General features: G+C 72.7%; 22 protein-coding genes and 2 pseudogenes. 6 read left to right on the top strand and 18 right to left on the bottom strand.

All coding sequences use genetic code 11. The features are described 5' to 3' along the window. Window positions 1-164: 164 nt before the first annotated feature. The 5 genes from ACIRFL_RS40310 to rpsO all read right to left on the bottom strand — a co-directional run bounded on the left by ACIRFL_RS40310 (window position 165) and on the right by rpsO (window position 5,653). Window positions 165-611: a hypothetical protein gene (locus ACIRFL_RS40310; RefSeq protein ID WP_404039609.1), complete on the bottom strand. Its 447-nt coding sequence runs from the start codon at window positions 609-611 to the stop codon at window positions 165-167. Window positions 612-630: 19 nt separating this feature from the next. Beyond that, on the bottom strand, window positions 631-1,383 hold the full coding sequence (dapB, locus tag ACIRFL_RS40305) for a 4-hydroxy-tetrahydrodipicolinate reductase (protein WP_404039606.1): 753 nt from the start codon (window positions 1,381-1,383) through the stop codon (window positions 631-633). 54 nt (window positions 1,384-1,437) lie between these two features. Next, on the bottom strand, window positions 1,438-2,817 hold the full coding sequence (locus ACIRFL_RS40300; protein ID WP_404039604.1) for a M16 family metallopeptidase: 1,380 nt from the start codon (window positions 2,815-2,817) through the stop codon (window positions 1,438-1,440). Beyond that, the gene (locus tag ACIRFL_RS40295; RefSeq protein WP_404039601.1) at window positions 2,814-5,057 is read right to left on the bottom strand and encodes a polyribonucleotide nucleotidyltransferase; all 2,244 of its coding nucleotides are present in this window, start codon (window positions 5,055-5,057) and stop codon (window positions 2,814-2,816) included. Before ACIRFL_RS40295 ends, ACIRFL_RS40300 begins: the two co-directional genes overlap by 4 nt. A 308-nt stretch (window positions 5,058-5,365) precedes the next feature. Beyond that, window positions 5,366-5,653, bottom strand: a complete 288-nt coding sequence (rpsO, locus tag ACIRFL_RS40290; RefSeq protein WP_164586814.1) for a 30S ribosomal protein S15 — start codon at window positions 5,651-5,653, stop codon at window positions 5,366-5,368. 272 nt (window positions 5,654-5,925) lie between these two features. Between rpsO and ACIRFL_RS40285 the strand changes: the two genes are divergently transcribed. Both ACIRFL_RS40285 and ACIRFL_RS40280 read left to right on the top strand, forming a co-directional pair. Continuing rightward, window positions 5,926-6,219, top strand: a complete 294-nt coding sequence (locus ACIRFL_RS40285) for a DUF397 domain-containing protein (RefSeq protein ID WP_404039597.1) — start codon at window positions 5,926-5,928, stop codon at window positions 6,217-6,219. Window positions 6,220-6,716: 497 nt separating this feature from the next. After that, a pseudogene (locus ACIRFL_RS40280) lies at window positions 6,717-6,821 on the top strand (hypothetical protein); the annotation flags it as partial. 23 nt (window positions 6,822-6,844) lie between these two features. Here ACIRFL_RS40280 and ACIRFL_RS40275 read toward each other — a convergent pair. Further along, window positions 6,845-7,522 (bottom strand): hypothetical protein, encoded by a 678-nt coding sequence (locus ACIRFL_RS40275; protein WP_404039633.1) that lies wholly within the window; start codon window positions 7,520-7,522, stop codon window positions 6,845-6,847. On the opposite strand from ACIRFL_RS40275, the gene ACIRFL_RS40270 reads away from it, so the two are divergent. Then, window positions 7,506-10,259, top strand: a complete 2,754-nt coding sequence (locus ACIRFL_RS40270; RefSeq protein ID WP_404039630.1) for a MinD/ParA family protein — start codon at window positions 7,506-7,508, stop codon at window positions 10,257-10,259. The two genes, ACIRFL_RS40275 and ACIRFL_RS40270, sit on opposite strands and share 17 nt — an antisense overlap. Before the next feature lie 76 nt (window positions 10,260-10,335). Here ACIRFL_RS40270 and ACIRFL_RS40265 read toward each other — a convergent pair whose 3' ends face one another. The 8 genes from ACIRFL_RS40265 to rimP all read right to left on the bottom strand — a co-directional run bounded on the left by ACIRFL_RS40265 (window position 10,336) and on the right by rimP (window position 18,941). After that, window positions 10,336-11,286, bottom strand: coding sequence for a bifunctional riboflavin kinase/FAD synthetase (locus ACIRFL_RS40265; RefSeq protein WP_404039594.1), 951 nt, complete (start codon window positions 11,284-11,286; stop codon window positions 10,336-10,338). 441 nt (window positions 11,287-11,727) lie between these two features. Beyond that, a complete protein-coding gene (truB, locus tag ACIRFL_RS40260; RefSeq protein WP_404039591.1) occupies window positions 11,728-12,633 on the bottom strand; it encodes a tRNA pseudouridine(55) synthase TruB in 906 nt (301 codons plus the stop codon). Then, window positions 12,630-13,082, bottom strand: a complete 453-nt coding sequence (gene rbfA, locus ACIRFL_RS40255) for a 30S ribosome-binding factor RbfA (protein ID WP_404039588.1) — start codon at window positions 13,080-13,082, stop codon at window positions 12,630-12,632. The genes truB and rbfA overlap by 4 nt, the downstream gene beginning before the upstream one ends. Window positions 13,083-13,121: 39 nt before the next feature. Further along, window positions 13,122-13,415 (bottom strand): DUF503 domain-containing protein, encoded by a 294-nt coding sequence (locus ACIRFL_RS40250; RefSeq protein WP_404039585.1) that lies wholly within the window; start codon window positions 13,413-13,415, stop codon window positions 13,122-13,124. Between the two features lie 343 nt (window positions 13,416-13,758). Beyond that, window positions 13,759-16,872 carry a translation initiation factor IF-2 gene (gene infB, locus ACIRFL_RS40245; RefSeq protein WP_404039582.1) on the bottom strand — a complete coding sequence of 1,038 codons (3,114 nt, stop codon included), beginning with the start codon at window positions 16,870-16,872 and terminating at the stop codon, window positions 13,759-13,761. A gap of 163 nt (window positions 16,873-17,035) precedes the next feature. After that, the gene (locus tag ACIRFL_RS40240) at window positions 17,036-17,317 is read right to left on the bottom strand and encodes a YlxR family protein (protein WP_404039579.1); all 282 of its coding nucleotides are present in this window, start codon (window positions 17,315-17,317) and stop codon (window positions 17,036-17,038) included. Between the two features lie 113 nt (window positions 17,318-17,430). Continuing rightward, the gene (gene nusA / locus ACIRFL_RS40235) at window positions 17,431-18,417 is read right to left on the bottom strand and encodes a transcription termination factor NusA (protein WP_404039576.1); all 987 of its coding nucleotides are present in this window, start codon (window positions 18,415-18,417) and stop codon (window positions 17,431-17,433) included. Window positions 18,418-18,419: 2 nt separating this feature from the next. Next, a complete protein-coding gene (gene rimP / locus ACIRFL_RS40230; protein WP_404039573.1) occupies window positions 18,420-18,941 on the bottom strand; it encodes a ribosome maturation factor RimP in 522 nt (173 codons plus the stop codon). 195 nt (window positions 18,942-19,136) lie between these two features. Between rimP and ACIRFL_RS40225 the strand changes: the two genes are divergently transcribed. From ACIRFL_RS40225 to ACIRFL_RS40215, 3 genes are read left to right on the top strand one after another with little or no spacing between them, the layout of a single operon-like run. Continuing rightward, window positions 19,137-19,673, top strand: coding sequence for a hypothetical protein (locus ACIRFL_RS40225; protein ID WP_404039570.1), 537 nt, complete (start codon window positions 19,137-19,139; stop codon window positions 19,671-19,673). Window positions 19,674-19,731: 58 nt separating this feature from the next. Then, window positions 19,732-20,208, top strand: a complete 477-nt coding sequence (locus ACIRFL_RS40220; protein WP_404039567.1) for a ferritin-like domain-containing protein — start codon at window positions 19,732-19,734, stop codon at window positions 20,206-20,208. A gap of 31 nt (window positions 20,209-20,239) precedes the next feature. Continuing rightward, the gene (locus tag ACIRFL_RS40215; protein ID WP_404039564.1) at window positions 20,240-21,133 is read left to right on the top strand and encodes an aminoglycoside phosphotransferase family protein; all 894 of its coding nucleotides are present in this window, start codon (window positions 20,240-20,242) and stop codon (window positions 21,131-21,133) included. A 759-nt stretch (window positions 21,134-21,892) separates the two neighbouring features. Here ACIRFL_RS40215 and ACIRFL_RS40210 read toward each other — a convergent pair. The 4 genes and pseudogenes from ACIRFL_RS40210 to ACIRFL_RS40195 all read right to left on the bottom strand — a co-directional run. Next, window positions 21,893-23,596, bottom strand: coding sequence for a proline--tRNA ligase (locus ACIRFL_RS40210; RefSeq protein WP_404039561.1), 1,704 nt, complete (start codon window positions 23,594-23,596; stop codon window positions 21,893-21,895). A 41-nt stretch (window positions 23,597-23,637) separates the two neighbouring features. Continuing rightward, window positions 23,638-24,207 (bottom strand): GNAT family N-acetyltransferase, encoded by a 570-nt coding sequence (locus ACIRFL_RS40205; protein WP_404039558.1) that lies wholly within the window; start codon window positions 24,205-24,207, stop codon window positions 23,638-23,640. Between the two features lie 647 nt (window positions 24,208-24,854). Beyond that, window positions 24,855-25,703 carry a GNAT family N-acetyltransferase gene (locus ACIRFL_RS40200; RefSeq protein WP_404039555.1) on the bottom strand — a complete coding sequence of 283 codons (849 nt, stop codon included), beginning with the start codon at window positions 25,701-25,703 and terminating at the stop codon, window positions 24,855-24,857. 617 nt (window positions 25,704-26,320) lie between these two features. Further along, window positions 26,321-26,458, bottom strand: a pseudogene (locus ACIRFL_RS40195) (4-hydroxy-3-methylbut-2-en-1-yl diphosphate synthase); the annotation flags it as partial.

Genomic DNA, 26,458 nt, shown 5'->3' with positions numbered 1-26,458 from the left:
CGAACCACAGCACACCCACGACGCGCGCGAACCCAGCACGCCAACGACATGCGCGAACCACAGCACACCCACGACGCGCGCGAACCCAGCACGCCAACGACATGCGCGAACCACAGCACACCCACGACGCGCGCGAACCCAGCACGCCGATGACGTGCGCGGGCTCAGCGCGCCGATGACTGGTGCAGGGCGATGGCCCGCTGCATCGCCTTGCGGGCGCGCGGGGTGTCGCGGGCGTCATGGTAGGCGACGGCGAGGCGGAACCAGCTGCGCCAGTCGTCGGGGGCCGCCTCCGTCTCCGCCTTGCGCCGGGCGAAGACCTCGTCGGCCGAGTCCCGGTCGATGCGGCCCGCGGCGGTGCGCTTCAACTCGTCGACGGGCAGTCCGCCCTCGGCGTCGAGTTCGGCGGCGAGCTGGTTGGCCCGGCGGACGAACTGGGTGTTCTTCCACAGGAACCACACCCCGATCACCGGCAGGATCAGCACCGCGATCCCGAAGGTGACGGTGAGCAGGGTGCCGGACTGGATGAGCATGACGCCGCGGCTGCCGACCAGGACGAAGTAGAAGACCAGCAGGGCGGCCGTGACGGCGTAGGAGATCTTCGCGCGCATGGGAGCAGGGGTCCTCGGATCAGCCCAGGTCCAGGAAGTGCTCCAGGCCGAACGTCAGGCCGGGAGCCGACACCACGCGGCGGGCGCCGAGCAGGATGCCCGGCATGAAGCTGCTGTGGTGCAGGGAGTCATGGCGGATGGTGAGGGTCTCGCCCTCGCCGCCGAGCAGTACCTCCTGGTGGGCGAGCAGCCCGCGCAGCCGTACGGCATGGACGGGGACGCCGTCCACGCTCGCGCCACGCGCGCCGTCCAGGGCGCTGACGGTCGCGTCCGGCGCCGGTGCCGAGCCGGCCCGGTGGCGCGCCTCGGCGATGAGCTGGGCGGTGCGCGTGGCGGTCCCGGACGGGGCGTCCACCTTGTTCGGGTGGTGCAGTTCGATGACCTCGACCGACTCGAAGTAGGGCGCGGCGATCTGCGCGAACTTCATGGTCAGGACGGCGCCGATGGAGAAGTTCGGGGCGATGAGCACGCCCGTCTCCGGTGACTGGGCGAGCCAGCCGCGCAGCTGCGCAAGGCGCTCCTCGGTCCAGCCGGTGGTGCCGACGACGGCGTGGATGCCGTGCCGCACGCAGAAGTCGAGGTTGCCCATCACCGAGGCGGGGGTGGTCAGTTCGACCGCGACCTGGGCGCCGGTCTCCGCCAGCGTCTCCAGCCTGTCGCCCCGGCCGAGTGCGGCCACCAGTTCCATGTCCTCGGCGGCCTCGACGGCCCGTACCGCCTCGGCACCGATCCGGCCCCTGGCACCGAGGACCGCCACGCGCAGCTTGCTCATGTTCTTGCTTCCTAACCGGAGGTGATGGTACCCGAGGTGTGGTGGCCGGGTGCTCTAGGCGACGGCTTCGTGCAGCCGTGCGGCCTGTTTGTCCTTGAGCGGGCCGATGACCGACAGCGAGGGCCGCCGGCCGAGGACGTCACGGGCGACCGCGCGGACCTCGTCCGGGGTGACCTGCGCGATCCGGGTCAGCATGTCGTCCACGGACATCTGCTCGCCCCAGCACAGCTCGCTCTTGCCGATACGGTTCATCAGCGCGCCGGTGTCCTCAAGGCCGAGCACCGTCGAGCCCTGGAGCTGCCCCATGGCGCGGGCGATCTCGTCGTCGGACAGCCCGTGCTCGGCGACGTGGTCCAGTTCGTCGCGGCAGATCTTCAGCACGTCGTGCACCTGGCTCGGGCGGCAGCCCGCGTACACGCCGAACAGGCCGCAGTCGGCGAACCCGGAGGTGTACGAGTACACGCTGTAGGCCAGGCCGCGCTTCTCGCGGACCTCCTGGAACAGCCGGGAGGACATCCCGCCGCCCAGCGCCGTGTTCAGCACGCCCAGGGCCCAGCGGCGGTCGTCGGTGCGGGCCAGACCCGGCAGGCCGAGTACCACGTGCGCCTGCTCGGTCTTGCGGCCGAGCAGTTCGACGCGGCCGGCGGTGCGGATCGTGCGGCGGCCGTCGCGCGGGGCGACGGGCACCGCGTCCGGGCTGCCGAGGGCGCCGGCCTTCTCGAAGGCGGCCCTGACCTGCCGTACGACCTTGTTGTGGTCGATGTTGCCCGCGGCCGCCACGACCAGGTGCGTCGGGTCGTAGTGCTTCTTGTAGAAGCGGCGGATGCGGTCGGCGGAGAGGGCGTTGACCGTGTCGACCGTGCCGAGGACGGGCCGGCCGAGGGCGCTGTCGCCGAACATGGTGTGCGCGAACAGGTCGTGCACGCAGTCACCGGGGTCGTCCTCGGTCATGGCGATCTCTTCGAGGATGGCGCCGCGCTCGACGTTGACGTCCTCCTCGAGGATCAGCGAGCCCGTCAGCATGTCGCAGACGACGTCGATGGCGAGCGGCAGATCGGTGTCGAGCACGCGCGCGTAGTAGCACGTGTACTCCTTCGCCGTGAACGCGTTCATCTCGCCGCCGACCGCGTCGATCGCGGCGGAGATGTCCAGCGCGGATCTGCGGTCGGTGCCCTTGAAGAGCAGGTGCTCCAGGTAGTGCGTGGCGCCGTTGAGGGACGGCGTCTCGTCGCGGGAGCCGACGTGCGCCCAGATGCCGAAGGTGGCGGAGCGCACCGAGGGCAGGGTCTCGGTGACGATGCGCAGGCCGCCCGGGAGGGTGGTCTTGCGGACCGTGCCGATGCCGTTGGTGCCCTTGATGAGGGTTTGGGTACGGGCGACGGCCCGCGCCTCCGTGGAGGTGCGGGCCGTCGCCATGGCGTTACGCGACGTCACTTGTCGGCGTCGTCCTTCTTGTCCGAGCCCGCGGCGGCACCGCCGTCGGAGGCGCTGTCCTCGCCCTCGATCACCGGGATGAGGGAGAGCTTGCCACGGGAGTCGATCTCGGCGATCTCGACCTGGACCCTCTGGCCCACGCCGAGCACGTCGTCGACGTTCTCCACGCGCTTGCCGCCGGCCAGCTTGCGGATCTGCGAGATGTGCAGCAGACCGTCCTTGCCGGGCAGCAGGGAGACGAACGCACCGAAGGTGGTCGTCTTCACGACCGTACCGAGGTAGCGCTCGCCGACCTCGGGCATCGTCGGGTTGGCGATGCCGTTGATCGTGGTGCGGGCGGCCTCGGCGGACGGGCCGTCGGCGGCACCGATGTAGATCGTGCCGTCGTCCTCGATAGTGATCTCGGCGCCCGTGTCCTCCTGGATCTGGTTGATCATCTTGCCCTTGGGGCCGATGACCTCGCCGATCTTGTCGACCGGGATCTTGACGGTGATGATCCGCGGGGCGTGCGGGGACATCTCGTCGGGGCGGTCGATGGCCTCCATCATCACGTCGAGGATGTGCAGGCGGGCGTCGCGGGCCTGCTTGAGGGCCGCGGCCAGGACGGAGGCCGGGATGCCGTCCAGCTTGGTGTCGAGCTGGAGGGCGGTCACGAAGTCCTTCGTGCCGGCGACCTTGAAGTCCATGTCACCGAAGGCGTCCTCCGCACCGAGGATGTCGGTGAGGGTGACGTAGTGCGTCTCGCCGTCGATCTCCTGGGAGATCAGGCCCATGGCGATGCCGGCGACCGGGGCCTTCAGCGGCACACCGGCGTTCAGCAGCGACATGGTGGAGGCGCAGACGGAGCCCATGGACGTCGAGCCGTTGGAGCCCAGTGCCTCGGACACCTGGCGGATCGCGTAGGGGAACTCCTCGCGGGTCGGCAGGACCGGGACCAGGGCGCGCTCGGCGAGGGCGCCGTGGCCGATCTCGCGGCGCTTCGGGGAGCCGACGCGGCCGGTCTCGCCGGTGGAGTACGGCGGGAAGTTGTAGTTGTGCATGTAGCGCTTGCGGGTCACCGGGGAGAGGGTGTCCAGCTGCTGCTCCATGCGGAGCATGTTGAGGGTGGTGACGCCCAGGATCTGGGTCTCGCCACGCTCGAACAGCGCGGAGCCGTGCACCCGCGGGATGGCCTCGACCTCGGCGGCGAGCGTCCGGATGTCCGTCACGCCACGGCCGTCGATGCGCTTCTTCTCCTTGATGACGCGCTCCCGGACCAGGCTCTTGGTCAGCGAGCGGTACGCGGCGGAGATCTCCTTCTCGCGGCCCTCGAACTCCGGCAGCAGCTTCTCGGCGGCGAGCTGCTTGACGCGGTCCAGCTCCGCCTCGCGCTCCTGCTTGCCGGCGATGGTGAGCGCCTGGGCCAGCTCGGGCCGGACGGCGCCGGTCAGGGCCTCCAGGACGTCGTCCTGGTAGTCCAGGAAGATGGGGAACTCGCCGACCGGCTTGGCGGCCTTGGCGGCGAGGTCGGCCTGGGCCTTGCACAGGACCTTGATGAACGGCTTCGCGGCCTCCAGGCCGGCGGCGACGACCTCCTCGGTCGGCGCCTCGGAGCCGCCGGCGACCAGCTTGATGGTCTCCTCGGTGGCCTCGGCCTCGACCATCATGATCGCGACGTCGCCGTCCTCCAGGGCGCGACCGGCGACGACCATGTCGAAGACGGCGTCCGCCAGCTCGGTGTGGGTCGGGAACGCCACCCACTGGCCGCGGATCAGCGCGACGCGGACGCCGCCGATCGGGCCGGAGAAGGGCAGGCCGGCCAGCTGCGTGGACGCGGACGCGGCGTTGATCGCGACGACGTCGTACAGGTGGTCGGGGTTGAGCGCCATGACCGTGCAGACGACCTGGATCTCGTTGCGCAGGCCCTTCTTGAAGGACGGGCGCAGCGGGCGGTCGATGAGCCGGCAGGTGAGGATCGCGTCCTCGGAGGGGCGGCCCTCACGGCGGAAGAAGCTGCCGGGGATCTTCCCGGCCGCGTACATCCGCTCCTCGACGTCCACCGTCAGCGGGAAGAAGTCGAGCTGGTCCTTGGGGTTCTTGGAGGCGGTGGTGGCCGACAGCACCATGGTGTCGTCGTCCAGGTACGCCACGGCGGAACCGGCGGCCTGCTTGGCCAGGCGGCCCGTCTCGAAGCGGATGGTACGGGTGCCGAAGGCGCCGTTGTCGATGACGGCCTCGGCGTAGTGGGTCTCGTTCTCCACTAGCGTTTTCTCCGTTACTTGTCGTCTTCGTCCCCGCGGCTGCCCGTGTGGCAGGGGGACGGTCGCGGAGAAGCGCTCCGTCTGGTGCGGGCCGGTCTTCGATCGAAGCACCCGGGGCTCCCCCGGGGGCCACTACCGAGGACCGGCGGCGGCGAGGTGCGCTCCTCCTCGTTCATTGTCGTGCTGTGTCGTATGTATTGCGTTGTGCTACCACACTACAAAGCGTGAGTGACACTCCGCACGTTTCCGTACGTACAGCAAAGGGAGCGGCCCCCGATCGTTCCGGGAACCGCTCCCTTCGCGGCGTCTTACTTGGCGCCCGCCGCACCGCGGCGGATGCCGAGGCGGTCGACCAGGGCGCGGAAGCGCTGGATGTCCTTCTTCGCCAGGTACTGCAGCAGGCGGCGGCGCTGACCGACGAGGATCAGCAGACCGCGACGGGAGTGGTGGTCGTGCTTGTGGGTCTTCAGGTGCTCCGTCAGGTCGGAGATCCGGCGGGACAGCAGAGCGACCTGGACCTCGGGGGAGCCCGTGTCGCCCTCCTTGGCACCGAACTCGGAGATGATCTGCTTCTTCGTGGCGGCGTCGAGCGACACGCGTACTCCTCTTGGTCTGTGAATGGCCGCCGAGCGCCCCCGGTCTTCGTCTCGGGGAAGCTTCCACAACTCGGAGGCGGGGATCCGTCGCGCGCGTCCGTCAGGGCCCGTGAGGGGTTCCGGGGGTGCGCGCACATACGGCCGTCACCCAGAGTACCAGGCGGGCGCGTGCGCCTTTGCCCCGGCCGGCGAAGCACTCCTCGGCGACCGCGGCGGCCACTAGGGTGAGCGCCCGGATCAACGGTATACGTGCGGGAAGGGGTCGCTGCGGCATGGCGGAGACGGCGGAGGAGATCAAGGCGCGCAAGGAGAGGGAGCGCGACGAGCTGTACGCGCTCGACATCTCGGACGTCGAGTGGCACAGCGCGCCGGGCACGGAGGAGCACGAGGAGCGGGTCGAGATCGCGTACCTGCCCGGCGGGGCGGTGGCCATGCGGTCGTCCCTCGATCAGGACACCGTGCTGCGGTACACGGAGGCGGAGTGGCGGGCGTTCGTGCTCGGCGCGCGGGACGGCGAGTTCGATCTGGAGCCCGCGCCGCAGGACGGGGCACCCGCCGCGGAGTGAGCGGAGCGCGGCCAAGGCGAGCGGCACACGCGCGTACGGGAACGTGCCCGCCCGGTTGAGCGGCACGCACGCGTAGGGGAAGGTGCCCGTTCGCCTTCCCCTACGCGCGCGTGGCTCAGCGCTTGAGGCCGGCGCTACGTGACCTGCCCCCACTACGCCGGTCAATTCTTGTGCGGAGCACACCGGTTCGGGCCCGGCACTGATCGACTCCTGTCCCGTTCCATCCCCCTTGTTCATACTTGTCTTGCGGAATGTTCACCAATACGCGGACTGTGTACGGCACTTCAGGGCAGGGTGTGACGGAGTGGGCGCACGCCCGGGGGTGGACGGGCCTGCCGGGGCGGGGGGCTCGGTGACTAGGCTGGGAGCGGGCGTGAGGCCGGTACCCATGGACGGGACGTCGGCGCCCCAGGGGGAGAGCCGGTGGATCGGACTACCTCGAACGACAACGGACGACTGAGAACGACACGAGATGGTCGCCCCGGCACGGCACGAGGGTGCTCGACCAAGCGGGAGGAACTGTGAGCAGCGATCGGGACGGGATCCGCGGGGGCTGGGCCACACCCGGCGATGACCAGCCCGACGCGGAGTCGGCCATCGAGACGACCGGCGAATTCACCATCGACTACGCGCCGCCCGCCTGGTACACGCAGAACGCGGCGGGCGCGACGGGGGCGTCCGGGTCTTCCGGGCCCTCGGGGTCATCCGGGTCCGGGTCATCGGGCTCGTCGGGATCCTCCGGGTCGCCCGGTTCGTCGGAGGCGTCCGGTGGTTCATCGGAGCAGGCGGGCGGGCCGTCCGGGCCCGGTACGTCCCCTTCCTCGTTCCCGAGGCAGGGCTCGCCGTTCCCGCCCGGTGCGCCGATTCCCGGTCTGACTCCTCCGCCGCACGCACAGGCCGTCGGGGCGTCGGGCCCCGCTTCTCCCGCGCCCGGGGCCCCCTTCACGCCCCCGGCGCCCGCGCCCGGGGCGCCCTTCACGCCGCCGGCTCCGGCGCCCGGCGCGCCGTTCACTCCGCCCGCGCCTGCGCCCGCGGCCGGGCCGGGGGCGCCGTTCGCTCCGCCCCCGCCGCCCACCGGAAGCCCCGTCGCGGTGCCGAAGCTGCCGGTGGGCAGCGGGTTCGAGCCGCAGCAGCCGCAGCCACAGCCGGAGACCGGTCCCGCGTCGCCGGCGGCCGTGCCTGGCCTTCCGGTCGGCGCGGTCCAGCCGTGGACGGCGTCCCCGCCCACGGCTCCCCCGGCCCCTGCCCCGGCCGACGCGGACGAAGAGCAGCCGGACAACGGCGACTTGGAGAGCGGCGCCACGATGCGGTTCTCCTCGGTCGCGTTGAAGCGCGACCTCGCGGAACTCGCGGAACTCGCCGGGGGCGCGGGGCGTACGAGTGCGGGCGACGGCGTGAACTCCGCGGCTGACGAGGGCGTTGCGCCCACGTCGGGTGCCGGTGAGGAGGAGCCGGCGGCGTCGGAGGCGCAGGCCGTCGAGGGTGAGGCGGCCGAAGGTACGGCCGGGAATCCGGACGCCGACGCCGAGGACCCGGGCGAGGAGCACGACGACTCGAGCGAGGACCGCGACGACTCCGTGGCCGCGGAGCCCAAGCTTGCCTCGGCTGCCGGCACGGAGGACGAGGCCGAGACCGGAACCTCGGAGGAGGACTCGCACCTTGCGCGCGCCTCGGCGGCGGACACGGATGCCGGCGCGGACACGGACGTGGCTGCGGAAGCCCCGGCCGATACCGATGCGTACGCGGATGCCGACGCCGTCGGCGCCGGGTCCACGGATGTCGGGCAGGCCCTCGACGCCGATGGGGCCGTGGACGCCGACGCGGCACCGGAAACCGCGTCGGCCGAGGACGCGGCACCGCAGGACGCGGTACCGGCGCCTCCGCCAGCGCCCCAGGACGCCTTCCCGATCGCGCCTCCGGCACCGCAGGACGCCGTACCCACCGCACCGCCCGCACCGCAGGACGCCGTGCCTCCGGCACCCGCCGCACCGCCCGCACCGCAGGACGCCGGGCCTCCCGCACCCCCCGTGCCGCCCGCACCCCAGGGCGCCGTACCCACCGCACCGCCTGCCGCGCCCGTACCGCCGGACGCCGGGCCTCCCGCACCCCCCGTGCCGCAGAGCCCTCCGCCCGTCTGGCCGCCCGTGCCGGGGCCGCAGGGTGCGGTGCCGCCGTTGCCGCCCTCGTACCAGCCCGCCGCGCCCGCGCCCGCCGCGCAGTGGCCCGTGCAGTCGGGGTCGCAGCAGTCCGCCCCCGGTCAGGCACCCCAGCAGGCGCCTGCCGTGCCCGACCCGCAGGCAGCCGGCGCCGAGGGTCCGGCGGGCGGGACGCCGCAGCCGCCGGCCGTGCAGCCACAGGCTCCCCAGCCCGCACCGCCCGCACCCCAGGGCGGCTACGGCTTCCCGAACCCCGCCGCCCCGCAGCCGGGCGCGGCCCCCGCCCCGGCTCCCGGCGCGCCCGCGGGCTACGGCTTCCCGCAGCCCGGAGCCCCCGCCCCGCAGCCACCCGTCGCCCCGGCACCCAACGCGCCCGCGCCCGCCGCGCAGCCGGGGACCGCGCAGCCGGCGGGCGACCAGCCGCCCGCCGGACAGCCCGCCGGTTACGGCTTCCCGCAGCCGCCGGTCGCTCCCAACCCGCCGGCCCAGCCCGGCGGTTACGGCTTCCCACAGCAGCCCGCACCGTCGGGGCAGCCGCAGCCCCCCGGCCAGGCTCAGCAGGCCATGCCCCCGCAGCAGCCCGTCGACCCCCGGGCGGGCGCCGCCTGGCCGCAGCCGCTCCAGCACGACCAGCGGCAGCCGACCAACCCCGGTGCCGCGCCGCTCGGTTACACCGCCGCCGTCGAGCTGTCCTCCGACCGGCTGCTCAACAACAAGAAGCAGAAGGCGAAGAGCGGCCGGCCGACCGCACAGTCCTCCCGTTTCAGGATCGGCGGGAAGAAGGAAGAGGCGGAGCGGCAGCGGAAGTTGCAGCTGATCCGCACTCCGGTGCTGTCCTGCTACCGGATCGCGGTGATCAGCCTCAAGGGCGGCGTGGGCAAGACCACCACGACGACCGCGCTCGGCGCCACGCTCGCCAGCGAACGGCAGGACAAGATCCTCGCCATCGACGCCAACCCGGACGCCGGCACGCTCGGCCGCCGGGTGCGCCGCGAGACCGGGGCGACCATCCGCGACCTCGTCCAGGCGATCCCGTACCTCAACTCGTACATGGACATCCGGCGCTTCACCTCACAGGCGCCGTCCGGCCTGGAGATCATCGCCAACGACGTCGACCCGGCCGTGTCCACGACCTTCAACGACGAGGACTACCGGCGCGCGATCGACGTGCTCGGCCGACAGTACCCGGTCATCCTCACCGACTCGGGCACCGGTCTGCTGTACAGCGCGATGCGCGGGGTGCTCGACCTCGCCGACCAGCTCATCATCATCTCGACGCCGTCCGTGGACGGCGCGAGCAGCGCCAGCACCACGCTGGACTGGCTGTCCGCGCACGGGTACGCCGACCTGGTCGCGCGGTCCATCACCGTGATCTCCGGGGTGCGCGAGACCGGGAAGATGATCAAGGTCGAGGACATCGTGGCGCACTTCGAGACCAGGTGCCGCGGTGTGGTCGTGGTGCCCTTCGACGAGCACCTGGCGGCCGGTGCCGAGGTCGACCTCGACATGATGCGCCCGAAGGTGCGCGAGGCGTACTTCAACCTGGCCGCCATGGTCGCCGAGGACTTCACCCGGCACCAGCAGGCGCAGGGGCTGTGGACCAGCGACGGCAACCCGCCGCCGGTGGCCGCGCCGCCGCTGCCGGGCCAGCCGCTGCCCGGGCAGCCGGCACCGGGGCAGCCGGCACCGGGGCAGCCATATCAGCAGGTCCCGTACCAGCAGGTCCCGGGGCAGCAGCCGTACCCGCAGCAGGGCGCGCCCTATGCGCAGCCCGCGGCCCCGCCGCCGTATCCGCAGCAGGCGCAGCAGCCGGGGCAGCAGCCGTATCCGCAGCCCGGCCAGCCGCCGCAGGGCCAGCCGCCGCAGGCGCCGCCCCAGGGGTAGGACGGCGGTACGGCAAGGCGAAGGGCGGCCGGTGCGGTGAGGCACCGGCCGCCCTTCGGCGTTGCAGGGGCGGGGGCTACGCGTCGTCCGCCGCGATCAGCTCCCGGCAGCGCTTCACGTCGTCGGCCATCTGCTCCAGCAGGGCCTCCAGCGAGTCGAACCTGGCCTGCCCGCGCACATACGCCAGGAAGTCCACGGCGACGTGCAGCCCGTACAGGTCGAGACCCACGCGGTCGATGGCGTACGCCTCCACCGTGCGTTCGGTGCCGTCGAACTGCGGGTTGGTGCCGACGGAGATCGCGGCCGGCATGACCTCGCCCTGGGCGTGCAGATAACCGGCGTACACGCCGTCGGCCGGGATCGCGGTGTGCGGAAGCGTCTCGACGTTGGCGGTGGGGAAGCCCAGTTCGCGACCGCGCTGGGCGCCGCGGACGACCACGCCCTCCACGCGGTGCGGGCGGCCCAGGATCTCCCGGGCGCCCGCGACGTCGCCCTCGGCGACCAGACGCCGGGTGAGGGTCGAGGAGAACGGCTCGCCGTCGCCCGCCGCGCCGGTCACGAACAGGTCGACGACCTCGACCTCGAAGTCGTAGATCTCGCCCTGTTCGGTCAGGAAGTGGACGTTGCCGGCCGCCCGGTGCCCGAAGCGGAAGTTCGGGCCCTCGACGACCGCCCTGGCGTGCAACTTGTCGACCAGGACCTTCACGACGAACTCGGCGGGCGACAGCTTCGAGAACTCGGTGGTGAACGGCAGGATCAGCACCGCGTCCACGCCCAGCTCGGCCATCAGCTCGGCCCTGCGGTGGTGCGGGGCGAGCAGCGGGGGGTGGCTGCCCGGGCGGACGACCTCGCTGGGGTGCGGGTCGAAGGTCACCACGACGGAGGGGACGCCCAGCTGGCGGGCGCGGTCCACGGTGTGCTTGATGATGAGCTGGTGGCCGCGGTGGACTCCGTCGTAGGAGCCGATGGTGACGACGCTGCGCCCCCAGTCCTGGGGGATGTCCTCCAAGCCACGCCAGCGCTGCACTGTGACCGCTCCTCGAACCCGTGTCCGTTTCTACCTGACCGCTTACGCAGGTCTAAGGGTGCCATGCCGGGTGCCCCCGCCCCGCATCGGCATCGGGTTGTGACCGGGCGCACGCGGGCACCGCGTATCCGGGGACCGCCCGGACCACCGATCGTACGGAACCCGTGGCACGCGGGGACGCGCACGCCGGCCGACGCCGAGCCTCCGACGCGCGCTCGGGCCGGCCGGCCAGGTTGTGGATCGGCGCCGGAGACTCGTCAGGGCGGGGCTCCCGGCGAAAGCGCCCCCTTGTGCTCCCCCGGTTCACTCCGAGCGCCTGCCCGGCCGGGTGAATGGGCGGGGACGGCTGGATAACCCTAGGGGTGGGGGAACCGAGGGGGAACCGTGGAGCGGCGGCAGGAGCACCCCGTGCCCCGCCGCTCCACGGGCCGGACGAAGCCGTCAGCCGAAGACGGCCAGGCTCTTCGCCTTGCCCTTGTGCTCCTCGACGAGCGCGAGGAAGCGGCCCTCGGGGTCGAACACCCCGACGGGGCCGCGGCCCGCGTACACCTCGGGCATCTCCAGCCGTACGCCGTTGAGGAGCAGCCGGGCCCGTCTGGCATCCACGTCCCAGCGCGGGAAGGCGGCCGCGGCGGCCTGCGCGATCGGCATCACGGTCAGCTCCTGCTGGAGCTGGTCCAGGGTCCGCGCCGACTCCAGCCGGTACGGTCCGACGCGGGTTCGGCGCAGCGCGGTGAGGTGACCGCCCACGCCCACATCGGCGCCCAGGTCGCGGGCGAGGGCACGGATGTAGGTGCCGGAGGAGCAGACGACCGAGACCACCAGGTCGAGCACCGGGGTGCCGTCCTCGGCGACGGCGTCCCGGACGTCGTACACCGTGAAGGAGGAGATGGTGACCGGCCGGGCGGGGATCTCGAAGTCCTCGCCCTCGCGGGCCCGTTTGTACGAGCGCACCCCGTCGATCTTGATGGCGCTGACCTTGGACGGCACCTGCATGATGTCGCCGGTCAGCTTGGCGACGCCGGCGTCGACGGCGTCGCGGGAGACCTTGGAGGCGTCGGTCGCGGCGGTGATCTCGCCCTCGGCGTCGTCGGTGAGCGTCGTCTGACCGAGCCGGATGGTGCCCAGGTACTCCTTCTCCGTCAGGGCGAGGTGCCCGAGGAGCTTCGTCGCCTTCTCCACGCCGAGGACGAGTACGCCGGTCGCCATCGGATCGAGGGTGCCCGCGTGCCCGACGCGGCGCGTCCGCGCGATCCCGCGCATCTTGGCGACCACGTCGTGCGAAGTGAAGCCCGACGGCTTGTCGACGATGACGAGGCCGTCGGGCGTGGTGTGCTTGCTGGTCATTCGCCGGCGACGTCCGTCTCGTCGTCCGCTTCGGGCTTGCGGTACGGGTCCGCCTCACCGGCGTACGCCGCGCCCGCTGACGCCTCGCGCACCTTCGCGTCGGAGGCGCGCGCCCGGTCGAGGAGGTTCTCGATGTTCCGGGCGGTGTCCGGCAGGGCGTCCGCGACGAAGGTGAGCGTCGGCGTGAACTTCACGCCGGCGGCCCGGCCGACCTCGGAGCGCAGGATGCCCTTGGCGCTCTCCAGTCCGGCCGCGGCGGCCTGCCGCTCCTCGTCGTCGCCGTACACCGTGTAGAAGACGGTCGCCTCCCGCAGGTCTCCGGTGACCCTGGTGTCCGTGATGGTGACGTGCGAGCCGAGCCGCGGGTCCTTGATCCCGCGCTGCAGCTTCTGGGCCACCACCTCCCGGATGAGGTCCGCCAGCCTTTTCGCCCGCGCGTTGTCGGCCACTGGTCCGTCTCCCGTTCTTTCTTCTTCTGCGTTCTGTGGTCAGTCGTCGTCGCCGTGGAAGCGCCGCCGTACCGACAGCAGCTCCACTTCGGGGCGGCCGGCGACCAGCCGTTCGCACCGGTCGAGTACGTCGCTCAGGTGCCCCGCGTCGCCGGAGACCAGCGCGAGGCCGATCAGGGCCCGGCGATGGAGGTCCAGATGATCCACCTCGGCCGCGCTCACCGCGTACTTGCGCTGCAGTTCGGCGACGATCGGGCGGACGACGGAGCGCTTCTCCTTCAGCGACCGTACGTCGCCGAGGAGGAGGTCGAAGGACAGCGTCCCCACGTACATGTGTCCCCGGATGACCCGCCGGTACGGGATCGAATGGCCCTGCCCTCGGGATCGGGAGGGACATCAAGAACGGTACCGCGTGCCTGCCGGCAGCTCGACGGGGTTTTCGCGGTTCCGCCCGGGGGCTCCGCCCCCAGACCCCCGGGTCCTTTTGCCCACCCGCCCGCCCGCTTCGGTGGGCCGAGCCGTCACCCCACGGGGCTCCGCCCCGGACCCCATGGGCCACGGCGCACCCACCCCGCAGCGGGACCGCCCGACCCGCCGAGTCGGGCGGGTGGGTGGGAAAGGGTACCGGCCGGCGGAACTGTGTGTCCCGCCGGCCGGTGTCAAGCCCGGCCGGGGCCTACGCCCGCGGCTTCTCCCGCATCTCGTACGTCGCGATGACGTCGTCGACCTTGATGTCGTTGAAGTTGCCGAGGTTGATACCGCCCTCGAACCCTTCGCGGATCTCGGTGACGTCGTCCTTGAAGCGACGCAGGCCGTCGATGGTGAGGTTCTCCGCGACGACCTTGCCGTCGCGGAGCAGGCGCGCCTTGGTGTTGCGCTTGACCTCGCCCGAGCGGATGAGCACACCGGCGATGTTGCCCAGCTTGGACGACTTGAAGACCTCGCGGATCTCCGCCGTGCCCAGCTCGACCTCTTCGAACTCCGGCTTGAGCATGCCCTTGAGGGCCGCCTCGATCTCCTCGATCGCCTGGTAAATGACCGAGTAGTACCGGACGTCCACGCCCTCGCGCTCGGCCATCTGCTGCGCACGGCCTGCCGCGCGCACGTTGAAGCCGATCACGATGGCGTCGGAGCCCATCGCCAGGTCGATGTCGGACTCCGTGACCGCACCGACGCCGCGGTGCAGGACGCGGATGTCGACCTCTTCGCCGACGTCCAGCTGGAGCAGCGAGGACTCCAGTGCCTCGACGGATCCGGAAGCGTCACCCTTGATGATCAGGTTCAGCTGCTGGACCTCGCCGGCCTTCAGCACCTTGTCCAGGTCCTCCAGGGACACGCGGCGCGTGCGCTTCGCGAAGGCCGCGTTGCGCTCGCGAGCGGCGCGCTTCTCCGCGATCTGGCGGGCCGTACGGTCCTCGTCGACCACGAGGAAGTTGTCGCCTGCGCCCGGGACGTTGGTCAGACCCAGGACCTGGACCGGCGTGGACGGGCCGGCCTCGGCGACGTTGTTGCCGTTGTCGTCGAGCATGGCCCGGACACGGCCGTAGGCGTCGCCCACGACCATCGTGTCGCCCACGCGGAGCGTGCCTCGCTGGACGAGGACCGTCGACACGGCACCACGGCCGCGGTCGAGCCGGGACTCGATCGAGATGCCCTGCGCGTCCTGGTTCGGGTTGGCCCGCAGGTCCAGGGCGGCGTCGGCGGTCAGCACGACCGCCTCCAGCAGGCTGTCGATGTGCAGACCCTGCTTGGCGGAGATGTCGACGAACATCGTTTCGCCGCCGTACTCCTCGGCCACCAGGCCGTACTCGGTCAGCTGACCGCGCACCTTGGTCGGGTCCGCGCCCTCGACGTCGATCTTGTTGACCGCGACCACGATCGGCACGTCGGCCGCCTTGGCGTGGTTCAGGGCCTCGACCGTCTGCGGCATCACACCGTCGTTGGCCGCGACCACGAGGATCGCGATGTCCGTCGACTTGGCGCCGCGGGCACGCATGGCGGTGAACGCCTCGTGACCCGGGGTGTCGATGAAGGTGATCGCCCGCTCTTCGCCGTTGACCTCGGTCGCGACCTGGTAGGCACCGATGTGCTGGGTGATGCCGCCGGCCTCGCCCGCGATGACGTTCGTCTTGCGGATGGCGTCGAGGAGCCGGGTCTTTCCGTGGTCGACGTGACCCATGACGGTGACCACCGGCGGGCGGACCACCAGGTCCTCCTCGGAGCCCTCGTCCTCACCGAACTCGATGTCGAAGGACTCCAGGAGCTCGCGGTCCTCCTCCTCGGGGCTGACGATCTGAACCGTGTAGTTCATCTCGCCGGCGAGGAGCTGCAGGGTCTCGTCGGAGACGGACTGCGTCGCGGTGACCATCTCGCCCAGGTTCATCATGACCGCGACGAGCGACGCCGGGTTGGCGTTGATCTTCTCCGCGAAGTCGGTGAGCGACGCGCCGCGGGAGAGACGGATGCTCTCGCCGTTGCCGCGCGGCAGCATCACGCCGCCGACGCTCGGGGCCTGCATGGCCTCGTACTCCTGGCGCCGCTGCCGCTTCGACTTGCGGCCACGGCGCGCGGGACCGCCGGGACGACCGAAGGCGCCCTGCGTGCCGCCACGGCCACCGGGGCCGCCGGGACGGCCGCCGAAGCCGGGACGGCCACCGCCGCCACCGGCGCCGCCGAAGCCACCACCGCCACCACCGGGACGGCCGGCGAAGCCGCCACCGCCGCCGGGACGACCGCCGCCGCCACCGCCGGGACGACCGGCGAAGCCGCCGCCACCGCCGGGACGACCGCCGCCGCCACCGGGACGGCCGGCACCTGCCGGGCCGCGACCGCCGCCGGGGCCCGGACGCGGACCGGCAGCGGGACGCTGCGGCATCATGCCGGGGTTCGGACGCGGACCGCCGGGACCGCCGCCGGGACGCGGACCGCCCTGCGGGCGGGGCATACCGGCCGGGCTGGGCCGGCCCGAGGAACCGGAGTGACCACCGGGACCCTGCGGACGCGGACCGCCGCCCTGGGCGCCGGGCGCCTGCGGACGGGGGCCGCCGCCGGGGCCGCCGGGGCCACCCGGACGCGCGCCCTGCGGACGGGGCGCCTGCGGACGCGCCATGCCGGTGGAGCCACCGGAGGTGAAGGGGTTGTTGCCCGGTCGCGGACCGGCCGGACGGGCGCCGGGACGCCCTTGACCGCCGGAACGCGGGGCACCCTGGCCCGGACGGCCCTGACCCTGGCCCTGGCCGCCCGGACGAGCACCGGGCTTGGGGGCGCCGGGACGGGCACCGGGACGCGGACCCTGGGCGGCCGGGGCCGGAGCCGGGGCCGACGGCGGAGCGGTGAACTCCGGCGTGGTGGGCGCCGCGGGGGCCGGACGGGGCGCGGGCTTCGGGCCCGGGCGCGGTCCGGGGGCCGACGGGGCCGACGGCTGCTGGGCCGGCGGCTGTTGGACCGCGGGCTGCTGAGCCGCGGGCTGCTGGGCCGCGGGCGGCCTGGGGGCGGCCGGCTTCGGTGCGGCCGGACGCTCCCCCACTGCCCTGGCGGCATGGGAGTTGCCCCCAGCCTGCGCCGGGCTCGGCGCGGCGGGCTTGGGGGTGGCCTTGCGCGGGGCGGACTTGGCGGCGGACCTGCCGTTGCCACCGCCCTGGAAGGCGTCGGTCAGCTTGCGTACTACGGGCGCCTCGATCGTCGAGGACGCCGAACGGACGAATTCACCGAGTTCCTGGAGCTTGGCCATGACGACCTTGCTCTCCACACCGAACTCCTTGGCGAGTTCGTAGACCCGGACCTTAGCCACTTCGCTCCTTTGAGGTCCGGGTTGCGGCCGGACCGTCGCTAGTTCATGGGCGTACTCATCGCGTACTCATCGAGTGCTCATCGCAATCTCGACCTGCTTTCGACTCGCGAGGTACCAGGCCGCACGGAGTTCCGTACGGCACGTCTTTCCTTGCCGTGTTGCCTCAGCAACTGTGTGTCTGCTCGACGTACCGGCGCAACGCCATTACGTCGAGCGGTCCCGGGACGCGGAGCGCCCGCGGAAACGCCCGGCGGCGTACCGCCTGATCGAGACAGACCGGGACGGGGTGCACATAAGCACCCCGGCCGGGCAGCGTACCGCGAGGATCGGGGACGCAGGCGTCCTCGACCGCCACGATGCGCAACAGTCCGATCTTGGCCGCTCGCTGCCTGCACCCCACACAGGTGCGCTCAGGGCATGCGCGGGCTCGCGTCCGGCCAGACACTGCTAAGTCTACCTCCCCGCACCGACCTCACCCCTACGGGGCAAAGATCGAACGGTTGTTGTCGTGTTCCAAGCGACCTGCGGCTTGGATCTATTCCCCCCGTCCGGGTGAGCTCACTCCGGTGACTGCTCGGTGTCCGGACGGATGTCGATGCGCCAGCCCGTGAGCCGGGCCGCGAGCCGGGCGTTCTGTCCCTCTTTGCCGATCGCCAGGGACAGCTGGTAGTCGGGCACGGTCACCCGGGCGGACCGGGCGGCCATGTCCACGACGTCCACCTTGGAGACCCGGGCGGGCGACAGCGCGTTCGCCACCATCTCCGCCGGGTCGTCCGACCAGTCCACGATGTCGATCTTCTCGCCGTTCAGCTCGCCCATCACATTGCGCACCCGGCCGCCCATGGGGCCGATGCAGGCGCCCTTGGCGTTCAGACCCGGACGGGTGGAGCGGACGGCGATCTTGGTGCGGTGACCTGCCTCACGGGCGATCGCGGCGATCTCCACGGACCCGTCGGCGATCTCCGGCACCTCCAGCGCGAAGAGCTTCTTCACCAGATTGGGGTGGGTGCGCGAGAGGGTGACCGACGGCCCGCGGACGCCCTTGGCCACCCGGACGACGTACGAGCGCAGCCGCGTGCCGTGCGGGTAGGTCTCGCCGGGGACCTGCTCCTGCACCGGCAGGATGGCCTCCAGCTTGCCGATGTCGACGAGCACGTTCTTCGGGTCGCGGCCCTGCTGCACCACGCCGGTGACGATGTCGCCCTCGCGGCCCGCGTACTCGCCGAGCGTCGCGTCGTCCTCCGCGTCCCGCAGCCGTTGCAGGATGACCTGCTTGGCGGTGGTGGCGGCGATGCGGCCGAACCCGGACGGGGTGTCGTCGAACTCGCGGGCCTCCTGGCCCTCTTCGAGATCCTCGGGGTCCTCCTTCGCCCACACGGTCACATGCCCGGTCTCCCGGTTGAGCTCCACGCGCGCGTGTCGGCGGCTTCCCTCGGTGCGGTGGTAGGCGATGAGGAGGGCCGACTCGATCGCCTCGACCAGCAGGTCGAAGGAGATCTCCTTCTCCCGGACCAAGCCCCGCAGGGCGCTCATGTCGATGTCCACGGCTACGCCTCCTCTTCCTTCTTGTCGTTCGTGACGGACTGCTCGCTGTCCTTGCGGCTGAACTCGACCTGCACGCGCGCCTTGGCGATGTCCGGGAAGGCGAGTCTGCGCGCGGTCGGCCTGCGGCCCTTGACACCGGGCACCTCAAGGTCAAGGCCCTCCTCGTCCACCGCGAGGATCCGGGCCACCAGTTCGCCGCCCTCGTGCAGCTGGAACTTCACCAGACGGTCCGTGGCACGCACATAGTGGCGGTGTTCGGTCAGGGCGCGCTCCGCTCCCGGGGTGCCCACCTCCAGGTCGTACGCGCCCGCGCCCATCGCGTCCGTCTCGTCGAGCTTCGCCGAGAGCGCGCGGCTCACATCGGCGATCCGGTCCAGATCCGCACCGGTGTCTGAGTCGACGACAACACGCAGCACCCGCTTGCGTCCTACGGAGTCCACGGCGATCTCTTCGAGATCGAGGCCCTGCGAGGTGACGAGCGGTTCCAGCAGTTCTCGCAGCCTCTCGCTCTGGGTGGTGCTCATCCGGGTGACTCCTCGGCCGCGTGTGCTGTTGTGGGATGGGTCGCGTGTCTGGTCAAAGGGTATCCGGTCGTGGGGGGTGTTGCCGTCCACCTGCGCACGAGCGGTGCCGGTGACCGGCGCCGGGAAGGCACGCGGGTACGGTGATCGCGAGCGTGCCCCCCTTCTCGTCGTACGAGTTCCCCGAGGACGTCTGCCGTGCCCCTCTCCCCGCCCTCGCGCGCCCTGTCGGGGCCGCGGAGAAGAACCCTGCTCGCCTCGGCCGCCGGAACGGTGCTCCTCGTGGGCTGCTCCGGCGGCGACGGGGACTCCGGCACCGCCGGCGGTCCGTCGGCCGCCGACCGGACACGCGCGCGTGCCGCCCGGGACAGCCGGGAACTCGCGGCGCGGTACGACGCCGTGCTCGCCGCGCATCCGGCGCTGGCACGGCGGTTGCGGCCGCTGCGGGCCGAGGTCGCGGCGCACGCGGCGGCGTTCACGGAAGGGGAGGAAGGGAGGGAAGGGGCGGTGGACACATCGCCGTCGCCGTCCGTCTCCTCGTCCGGGTCCGCCGCCGCGGCGGTCCCGGCACGGGCCACCGAGGCACTGGCGGGGCTCGCCCTCGCCGAACGCGAGCTGGCCGACCGGCGCGCCGAGGCGCTGCTGGAGGTGCCGGGCGAGCTGGCCCGGCTGCTGGCGTCGGCGGCGGCGGCCGGGGCGGCGCACGCGTATCAGCTGGCGGGCGACGGCAGATGAGCGCAACGACCGAGCGGGAGCGCCCGGCGCGCCGGGCAGCGCGGAAGGAGGACGCCGGGTGAGCGAGGCGCAGGACGGCGGGCTGACGGCACTGCAGGCGGCGCTGGCCGCCGAGCACGCGGCCGTGTACGGGTACGGCGTGGTCGGCGGGCGGATCGCCGCGGGGCGCCGGGCCGAGGCGCGGGCGGCGTGGGACGCGCACCGGGCGCGGCGGGACGCGCTGGCGCGCGAGGTGCGTGACCGGGGCGGTGAGCCGGTCGCGGCGAGTGCCGCCTACGCGCTGCCGTTCCCGGTGCCGGACTCGGCCACCGCGCTGCGGCTCGCCGCCGAGTTGGAGGAGCGGGTCGCCGGTGTCTACTCCGACCTGGTGCGGGCGGTCTCGGGCCGGCAGCGCGGCTCGGCCGCGGCGGCGCTGCGGGAAGCCGCGGTGCGCGCGGTGCGCTGGCGCGGGGAGAGCGTAGCCTTCCCTGGTCTCGCCGAACGGGCCGGCGGGACGACCGGCAGTGGTAGGGCTCCGGCGACGCGGACGCCGTAGCCCCGTACAGCAGGAAGGGAACGACTCGCGCATGTCTTTCGAACCGCCGCGCCGCCTGGTGCGCGCGCTCGGTGAGACGGCACCGGACGGTGACGACTGGCTGGAGCAGCTGCCCGAGGCGGCCCGGCAGGCCGTCGCACTGCGCGAGTTGACCGTGGAGCGGGTGCAGGTGCCCGGCGGGCGCAGCAGCCTGGTGCTGCTGGTGCGCCGCGCGGACGGGTGTCCGGCCGTGCTGAAGCTGGCGCCGCGCCGGGCCCGGCCGGAGAGCGAGCGGGCGGCGCTCGCGCACTGGGGCGGGCTGGGCGCCGTCCAGTTGCTGGAGCCGTTCGTGACGGAGGGCGAGCTGCTGCTTGAGCGGCTGCACCCGGATGTGTCGGTGCGCTCGCTGCCGGAGGCGCGGGCGTTGCTGGAGGCGGCCGGGACGCTGCGGCGGCTGTGGGTCGAGCCGCCCGGCGGGCATCCGTTCGAGACGGTGGCCGAGCGTACCGGGCGGCAGGCGGCGGCGATGCGGGCCGGGGCGGACGCCGAGGTGCTGCCGCTGGTCGACGCGGCGCTCACGGCCCGCGACGACCTGCTCGTGGCGCCGCCCGAGCACCGGCTGCTGCACGGCACGTTCCGGCAGAGCAAGGTGCTCGCCGGGGAGCGGATGCCGTGGCTCGCGGTGGGGCCGGACCCGGTGGTCGGCGAGTGCGCCTTCGACCTGGCCCGGCTGGTACGGGACCGGGTGGAGGACCTGATCGCCTCTCCGTCGGGCTCGGCCACCACCCGGCGCCGGGTGAAGCGGCTCGCCGAGGCGCTGGACGTCGACCAGGACCGGCTGCGGGGCTGGACCCTGTTCCGCGCGGTGGAATCCGCCCTGCGGTCCCGCCGGGCGGGCCGCACCAAGGACACCGAACTCCTCCTGGAGTTCGCGACCTGGCTGTAGGACCGGCCGACCCGGACCAGGGCGGACCGGGTTCCGGCCCTGGCCACCGGGTTCAGCCACGCTCCTCAGCGGGGTCCCGCGACAGCCCGCGAGAGCGACCGCACAGCGCCGGCCCGGACGGGCACCCTCCCGACGGGTTGCCGAGGCGACCGCATCCCGGGAGATCCCCGACCCCCACTCGGCCGGGAGCCCCTGGCCCCCCGATACCGATCCGGACGGACCCCTCGGGGTGTCCGTCCGCGGAAGGCCCGCTGCAGCGGGGTGGAGCCTGCGGACGCCACGGACTGGAGCCCCTCGTCCCCCGATGCCGGCCCGGACGGACCCCTCAGGGCGTCCGGTCGCGGAAGGCCACGCGGCAGCCGGGTGGAGCCTGCGGACGCCACGGACGGGAGCCCCAGGCCCCCCGATACCGATCCGGACAGGCCCCTCAGGGCGTCCGGTCGCGGAAAGCCCCGCGGCAGCCGGGTCGAGCCTGCGGACGCCTCGGACGGGAGCCCCAGGCCCCCCGATACCGATCCGGACAGGCCCCTCGGGGCATCCGGTCGCGAAAGGCCCCGCGGCAGCCAGGTCGAGCCTGCGGACGCCTCGGCCGGGTGCTTGGGGTGTCCGGCCCGGGGGCGCCAGGGCCCCGGGCCGGAAGACCGGGGGTACCGGGCCGGAAGACCGGAAGACCAGGGCGCCGGGCCGGAAGGCCGGGGTGCCGGGCCCCGGTCGGCATCGCCCGTTTGGCGGAAGGATTCCGCTGGGGCGCCGCAGGGGTCAGTGGGATGTCAGGCGGGTGATCGCCTCGGCGACGGTCAGCTCCTCGCGGTGGCCGGTCCTGCGGTCCTTCAGTTCCAGGACGCCCTCGCCCGCGCGGCGGCCCACCACCAGGATGCGGGGCACGCCCATCAGCTCGGAGTCCGTGAACTTCACGCCCGGTGAGACCCCGGCCCGGTCGTCGACCAGGACGCGGAGGCCCGCGGCGGCCAGCTTCTCGGAGACGTCGAGCGCCACCTCGGTCTGCAGGGCCTTGCCCGCGGCCACCACGTGCACGTCCGCAGGGGCGACCTCCGCAGGCCAGCACAGGCCCTGCTCGTCGGCGGTCTGCTCGGCGAGGGCGGCGACGGCACGGGAGACGCCGATGCCGTAGGAGCCCATGGTCACCCGGACCGGCTTGCCGTTCTGGCCGAGGACGTCGAGCTTGAGGGCGTCGGCGTACTTGCGGCCCAGCTGGAAGATGTGGCCGATCTCGATGGCGCGGTCCAGCTTGAGCCCGGTGCCGCAGTTCGGGCACGGGTCGCCCTCCTGCACCACGACGACGTCCACGTACTCGTCCACCTCGAAGTCACGGCCGGCGACCACGTTCCTGGCGTGCACGTGCTCCTTGTTGGCGCCCGTGATCCACGCCGTGCCCGGCGCCACCCGCGGGTCGGCGAGGTACGTCACCTTCTCCAGGCCCTGCGGGCCGACATAGCCCCGGACCAGGTCGGGGCGGCCCGTGAAGTCCTCGGCGGTGACCAACTCGACGGCGGCCGGGGCGAAGTGCGCCTCGACCTTGTCCATGTCGACCTCGCGGTCGCCGGGTACGCCCACGGCGACGATCTCGCCGTCGACCTTGATCAGGAGGTTCTTCAGGGTGGCGGACGCCGGGACGCCGAGGGAGGCGGCCAGGGTCTCGATGGTCGGGGTGTCCGGGGTGGGGATCTCCTCGGCCGCGGGCACCAAGGAGCCGTCCACCGGCTTGAGTTCGTAGCCGATCGCCTCGGTGTTGGCCGCGAAGTCGCAGTTCGGGCAGTCCGCGAAGGTGTCCTCGCCGGCCCCGGCCGGGGCCAGGAACTCCTCGGACTTGGAGCCGCCCATGGCGCCCGCGGTGGCGGCGCAGATGCGGTAGTCGAGGCCGAGACGGTCAAAGATCCGCTGGTACGCCTGCCGGTGCAGGGCGTAGGACCGCGCGAGGCCGTCGTCGTACAGGTCGAAGGAGTACGAGTCCTTCATCAGGAACTCGCGGCCGCGCAGGATGCCCGCGCGCGGCCGGGCCTCGTCGCGGTACTTGCTCTGGATCTGGTAGAGGATGACCGGCAGGTCCTTGTAGGAGGACGCCTGGTCCTTCACCAGCAGGGTGAAGATCTCCTCGTGGGTCGGGCCGAGCAGATAGTCGCCGCCCTTGCGGTCCTGGAGGCGGAACAGCTCGGGGCCGTACTCCTCCCAGCGGCCGGTCGCCTCGTACGGCTCGCGCGGCAGCAGCGCGGGCAGCAGCACCTCCTGGGCGCCGATCGCGTCCATCTCCTCGCGGACGATGCGCTCCACGTTGGCGAGGACCCGCTTGCCGAGCGGCAGCCAGGACCACACGCCGGCGGCGGTGCGGCGCACATAGCCGGCGCGGACGAGCAGCTTGTGGCTGAGGACCTCGGCGTCCGCCGGGTCGTCGCGCAGCGTCTTGGCCATCAACTGGGACATGCGCTGGACCGGTGCGTTCGCCATCGTTCTCGTACTCCTGCCGGGGAAGGGTGATGGCTAGGAGGTTAGCCGGGCGGCTGCCATGGCCGGAAATCCATTCCCGGCCGGCGGCGCCGCAGGGGCAGCGGCGCCCCCATGACCGCGTACGGTCTGGGCGCGCTGGGGAACAGGACCTGGCGGGCCAGGTCCTCGTAGCCGAGGGAGTGGTACAGGCCGCGGGCCGGGCTGTCGGTGTCGATCGCGGAGAGGATCGACCGGGGTTCGGCGGCCTGGTCGGTGATGGTGGTGATCAGGGCGCGGCCGATGCCCCGGTTCTGGTACTGCGGGTGGACGTGCAGCTCGGTGATCACGAAGGAGTCGTCGAGCCACTGGTCGTGGCCCTGCGCCCGCAGGTACGGCTCCACGACGGTGGACCACCAGTGCGTGCGGTCGTTGGGCATGCCGTACACGAATCCGACGAGGCGGCCCGCGACGGTGGCGCCGAAGGCCCGCGCGCCCGGGTAGGTCATGTGGCGCAGGACGATGTGGCGGCGCACGGCGATCTCGTCGGCGCCGAGCCCGAAGGCGACGGCCTGGACGGCTAGGGCCTCGTCGACGTGGGTGGAGAGGTCCAAGGGGCCGATCACGAGGTCCATGGCCCGGAGCCTACAGGGGTGTTCCGGGGGTCGGCGGGGCCCGGGCGCCCCTTGTGGCCGAGAGGCGGCCCCGCGCGGCCCGCGAACGTCTCCCCGGGCGCAGCGGCCCCAGAAACCTCACAGGCCACAGCGGTCTCAACTGGCTCCAGGGATCGCTGCCGACCCCAGCCGGATCGGTGCCCAGCGGGCTCTGTGGTCGCTGCCAGCCCTCATCGGACCGATCGACTCAGGCGGCTCCGTGGGGCCTACCGGCCCCTGTTGGGATCGCCCGGCTCAACTGGCTCTTGACCGCTGACGGCCCCTGCGGGATCGATCGGCTCAACTGCCATCGGCACTGCCGGCCCCGCCGGATCGGCCGGCTCAACGACTCCGTAGCCCTGCCAGCCCCCACCAGATCAGCCAACTCAACCGGCTCTCCCAGCCTCGTCGGCCCTCGGAAGAGGCCGGTTCAGTCGGCCCTCGGAAGAGGCTGGTTCAAGCGGCTCCGTGGTGCTGGCAGCCCCCGCCGAATCGGGCAGCTCAACCGACCCCGTGGCCCTGCCAGCCTCCGCCAGATCGGCCAACTCAGCCGACCCCGTGGCGCTGCGGCCCCGCCGGATCGGTCGGTCGGCGGTCTCAGCCTCTTCGGTCCCTTGGGAGAGGCCGGGTCAGAACAGTACGCTCATGAACGCGCCGACCTCACGGAAGCCCACCCGCAGGTAGGTGCGTCTGGCCGGGGTGTTGAAGTCGTTGACGTACAGGCTCGCCACGGGGGCCACGTCCGCCAGCGCGTAGCGCAGCACCGCCGCCATGCCGGGGGCGGCCAGGCCCATCCCCCGGTACTCGGGGGCGACCCAGACGCCCTGGATCTGGCAGGCCCGGTCGGTCGCCGCGCCGATCTCCGCCTTGAAGACGACCCGGCCGTTCTCGTCGAGCCGGGCGAAGGAGCGTCCGGAGCCGACGAGTTCGGCGACCCGGGCCTGGTAGAGCAGTCCGCCGTCGCCGGCCAGCGGGGAGACGCCGACCTCCTCGGTGAACATCGCCACGCACGCCGGCATGATCGTCTCCATCTCGTCCTTGCGGATGCGGCGGACGTAGGGGTCCGGGGCGATGTCGACGGGCAGCCGGTCAATGACCATGAGCGGTTGGTGGGCGCGGACCTCGCGGGCCGGGCCCCAGTGCGGTTCGAGCAGGCGCCACAGCTGGGCGGTGGATTCGGCGGGGCCGACGATGGAGGAGCAGCGGCGGCCGGCCCGGCGGGCCCGGTCGGCGAAGGCACGCACGGCCCTCGGGGTGGCGCAGATCGGCACCAGGTTGGCGCCCGCGTAGCACAGCGAGGTCAGCATGCCGTCCTCGTACCAGCCCCACATCTCCCCGCCGAGCCGCCACGGGTCGAGGCCCGCCACCTGCACCCTGGACGTCACGAAGGCGTTCGCGACGGGCTCGCGGTCGAGGACGGCGAGCGCGGCGTCCAGGTCGCTCGGTTCGAGCACCCGTGAGGTGGTCTGGGTCAACACGTGCGGGGCCTCACCCTGGGGGTTCTGCTGATCTCCGCACTGTACCCGCCGAATTTGTGCCGCGCCGCCCCACGGGGTCGGTGCGGTGGGGGCGGTCGGTCGGCCACGTGTGACGGGACGGCCGTGGCCGGCCTGGATCTTGCGGATGCGCGGGTGCGGGTCGTGGGCGGGCGGGGTCCGCGCGGGGCAGGTCGGGACGACGGTGAGCCCGAGGAAGGAGGCCCACGGCCGGTCCGGGAGGCCGGTGCAGGGGATGCCTCGGGTGCTCTCGGGCACCCGGGGCGGGCAGCTCACGCCCTGTATCGCTGAGGGGCGCCGAGGGCGTAACTCGGCAGAAGGAAAAACCCTGTTGGCGCTGCGGATGGCGAAGTCGCCGTCGGTCACGGTGGGTTCGCTCGCGGCCGTGGCCGACAGCGGGATGGGTGACGTGGAAGTGCGGGGTCGTGCGGGCCTGTGCGCGGGTGACGGTGACGTAGCCGTACGCCGCTTCCAACTGCCCGGCCGCGGGCCGCCGTTCATGCAGCCGCCGCCCCGAACGCCGTGCAGGGGCTCCCAGATGGGCGGGACCTCCACGGGGGGCGGCGCCACGGCGAGCGACCGGGCGCTCGGGGCGGGCGTCAGCCGGCGACCGACACCGACGGCTCGCCGGAGGCCACGCCCTCGGACTCCATCTGCTCGGCGATCTTCATCGCCTCCTCGATCAGGGTCTCGACGATCTTCGACTCCGGCACCGTCTTGATCACCTCACCCTTCAC

The sequence above is a fragment of the Streptomyces sp. NPDC102462 genome (assembly GCF_044765425.1).
Taxonomy (GTDB): Bacteria; Actinomycetota; Actinomycetes; order Streptomycetales; family Streptomycetaceae; genus Streptomyces.
This window is presented reverse-complemented; position numbering and strand designations above follow the sequence as displayed.

Excerpts from the sequence above, each read along its gene's own strand:
- ACIRFL_RS40310 (WP_404039609.1), bottom strand. The coding sequence starts at position 611 with ATGCGCGCGAAGATCTCCTACGCCGTCACGGCCGCCCTGCTGGTCTTC.
- dapB (WP_404039606.1), bottom strand. The coding sequence starts at position 1,383 with ATGAGCAAGCTGCGCGTGGCGGTCCTCGGTGCCAGGGGCCGGATCGGT.
- ACIRFL_RS40285 (WP_404039597.1), top strand. The coding sequence starts at position 5,926 with ATGGCGGAGACGGCGGAGGAGATCAAGGCGCGCAAGGAGAGGGAGCGC.
- truB (WP_404039591.1), bottom strand. The coding sequence starts at position 12,633 with ATGACCAGCAAGCACACCACGCCCGACGGCCTCGTCATCGTCGACAAG.
- ACIRFL_RS40250 (WP_404039585.1), bottom strand. The coding sequence starts at position 13,415 with ATGTACGTGGGGACGCTGTCCTTCGACCTCCTCCTCGGCGACGTACGG.
- rimP (WP_404039573.1), bottom strand. The coding sequence starts at position 18,941 with ATGAGCACCACCCAGAGCGAGAGGCTGCGAGAACTGCTGGAACCGCTC.
- ACIRFL_RS40215 (WP_404039564.1), top strand. The coding sequence starts at position 20,240 with ATGTCTTTCGAACCGCCGCGCCGCCTGGTGCGCGCGCTCGGTGAGACG.
- ACIRFL_RS40210 (WP_404039561.1), bottom strand. The coding sequence starts at position 23,596 with ATGGCGAACGCACCGGTCCAGCGCATGTCCCAGTTGATGGCCAAGACG.
- ACIRFL_RS40205 (WP_404039558.1), bottom strand. The coding sequence starts at position 24,207 with ATGGACCTCGTGATCGGCCCCTTGGACCTCTCCACCCACGTCGACGAG.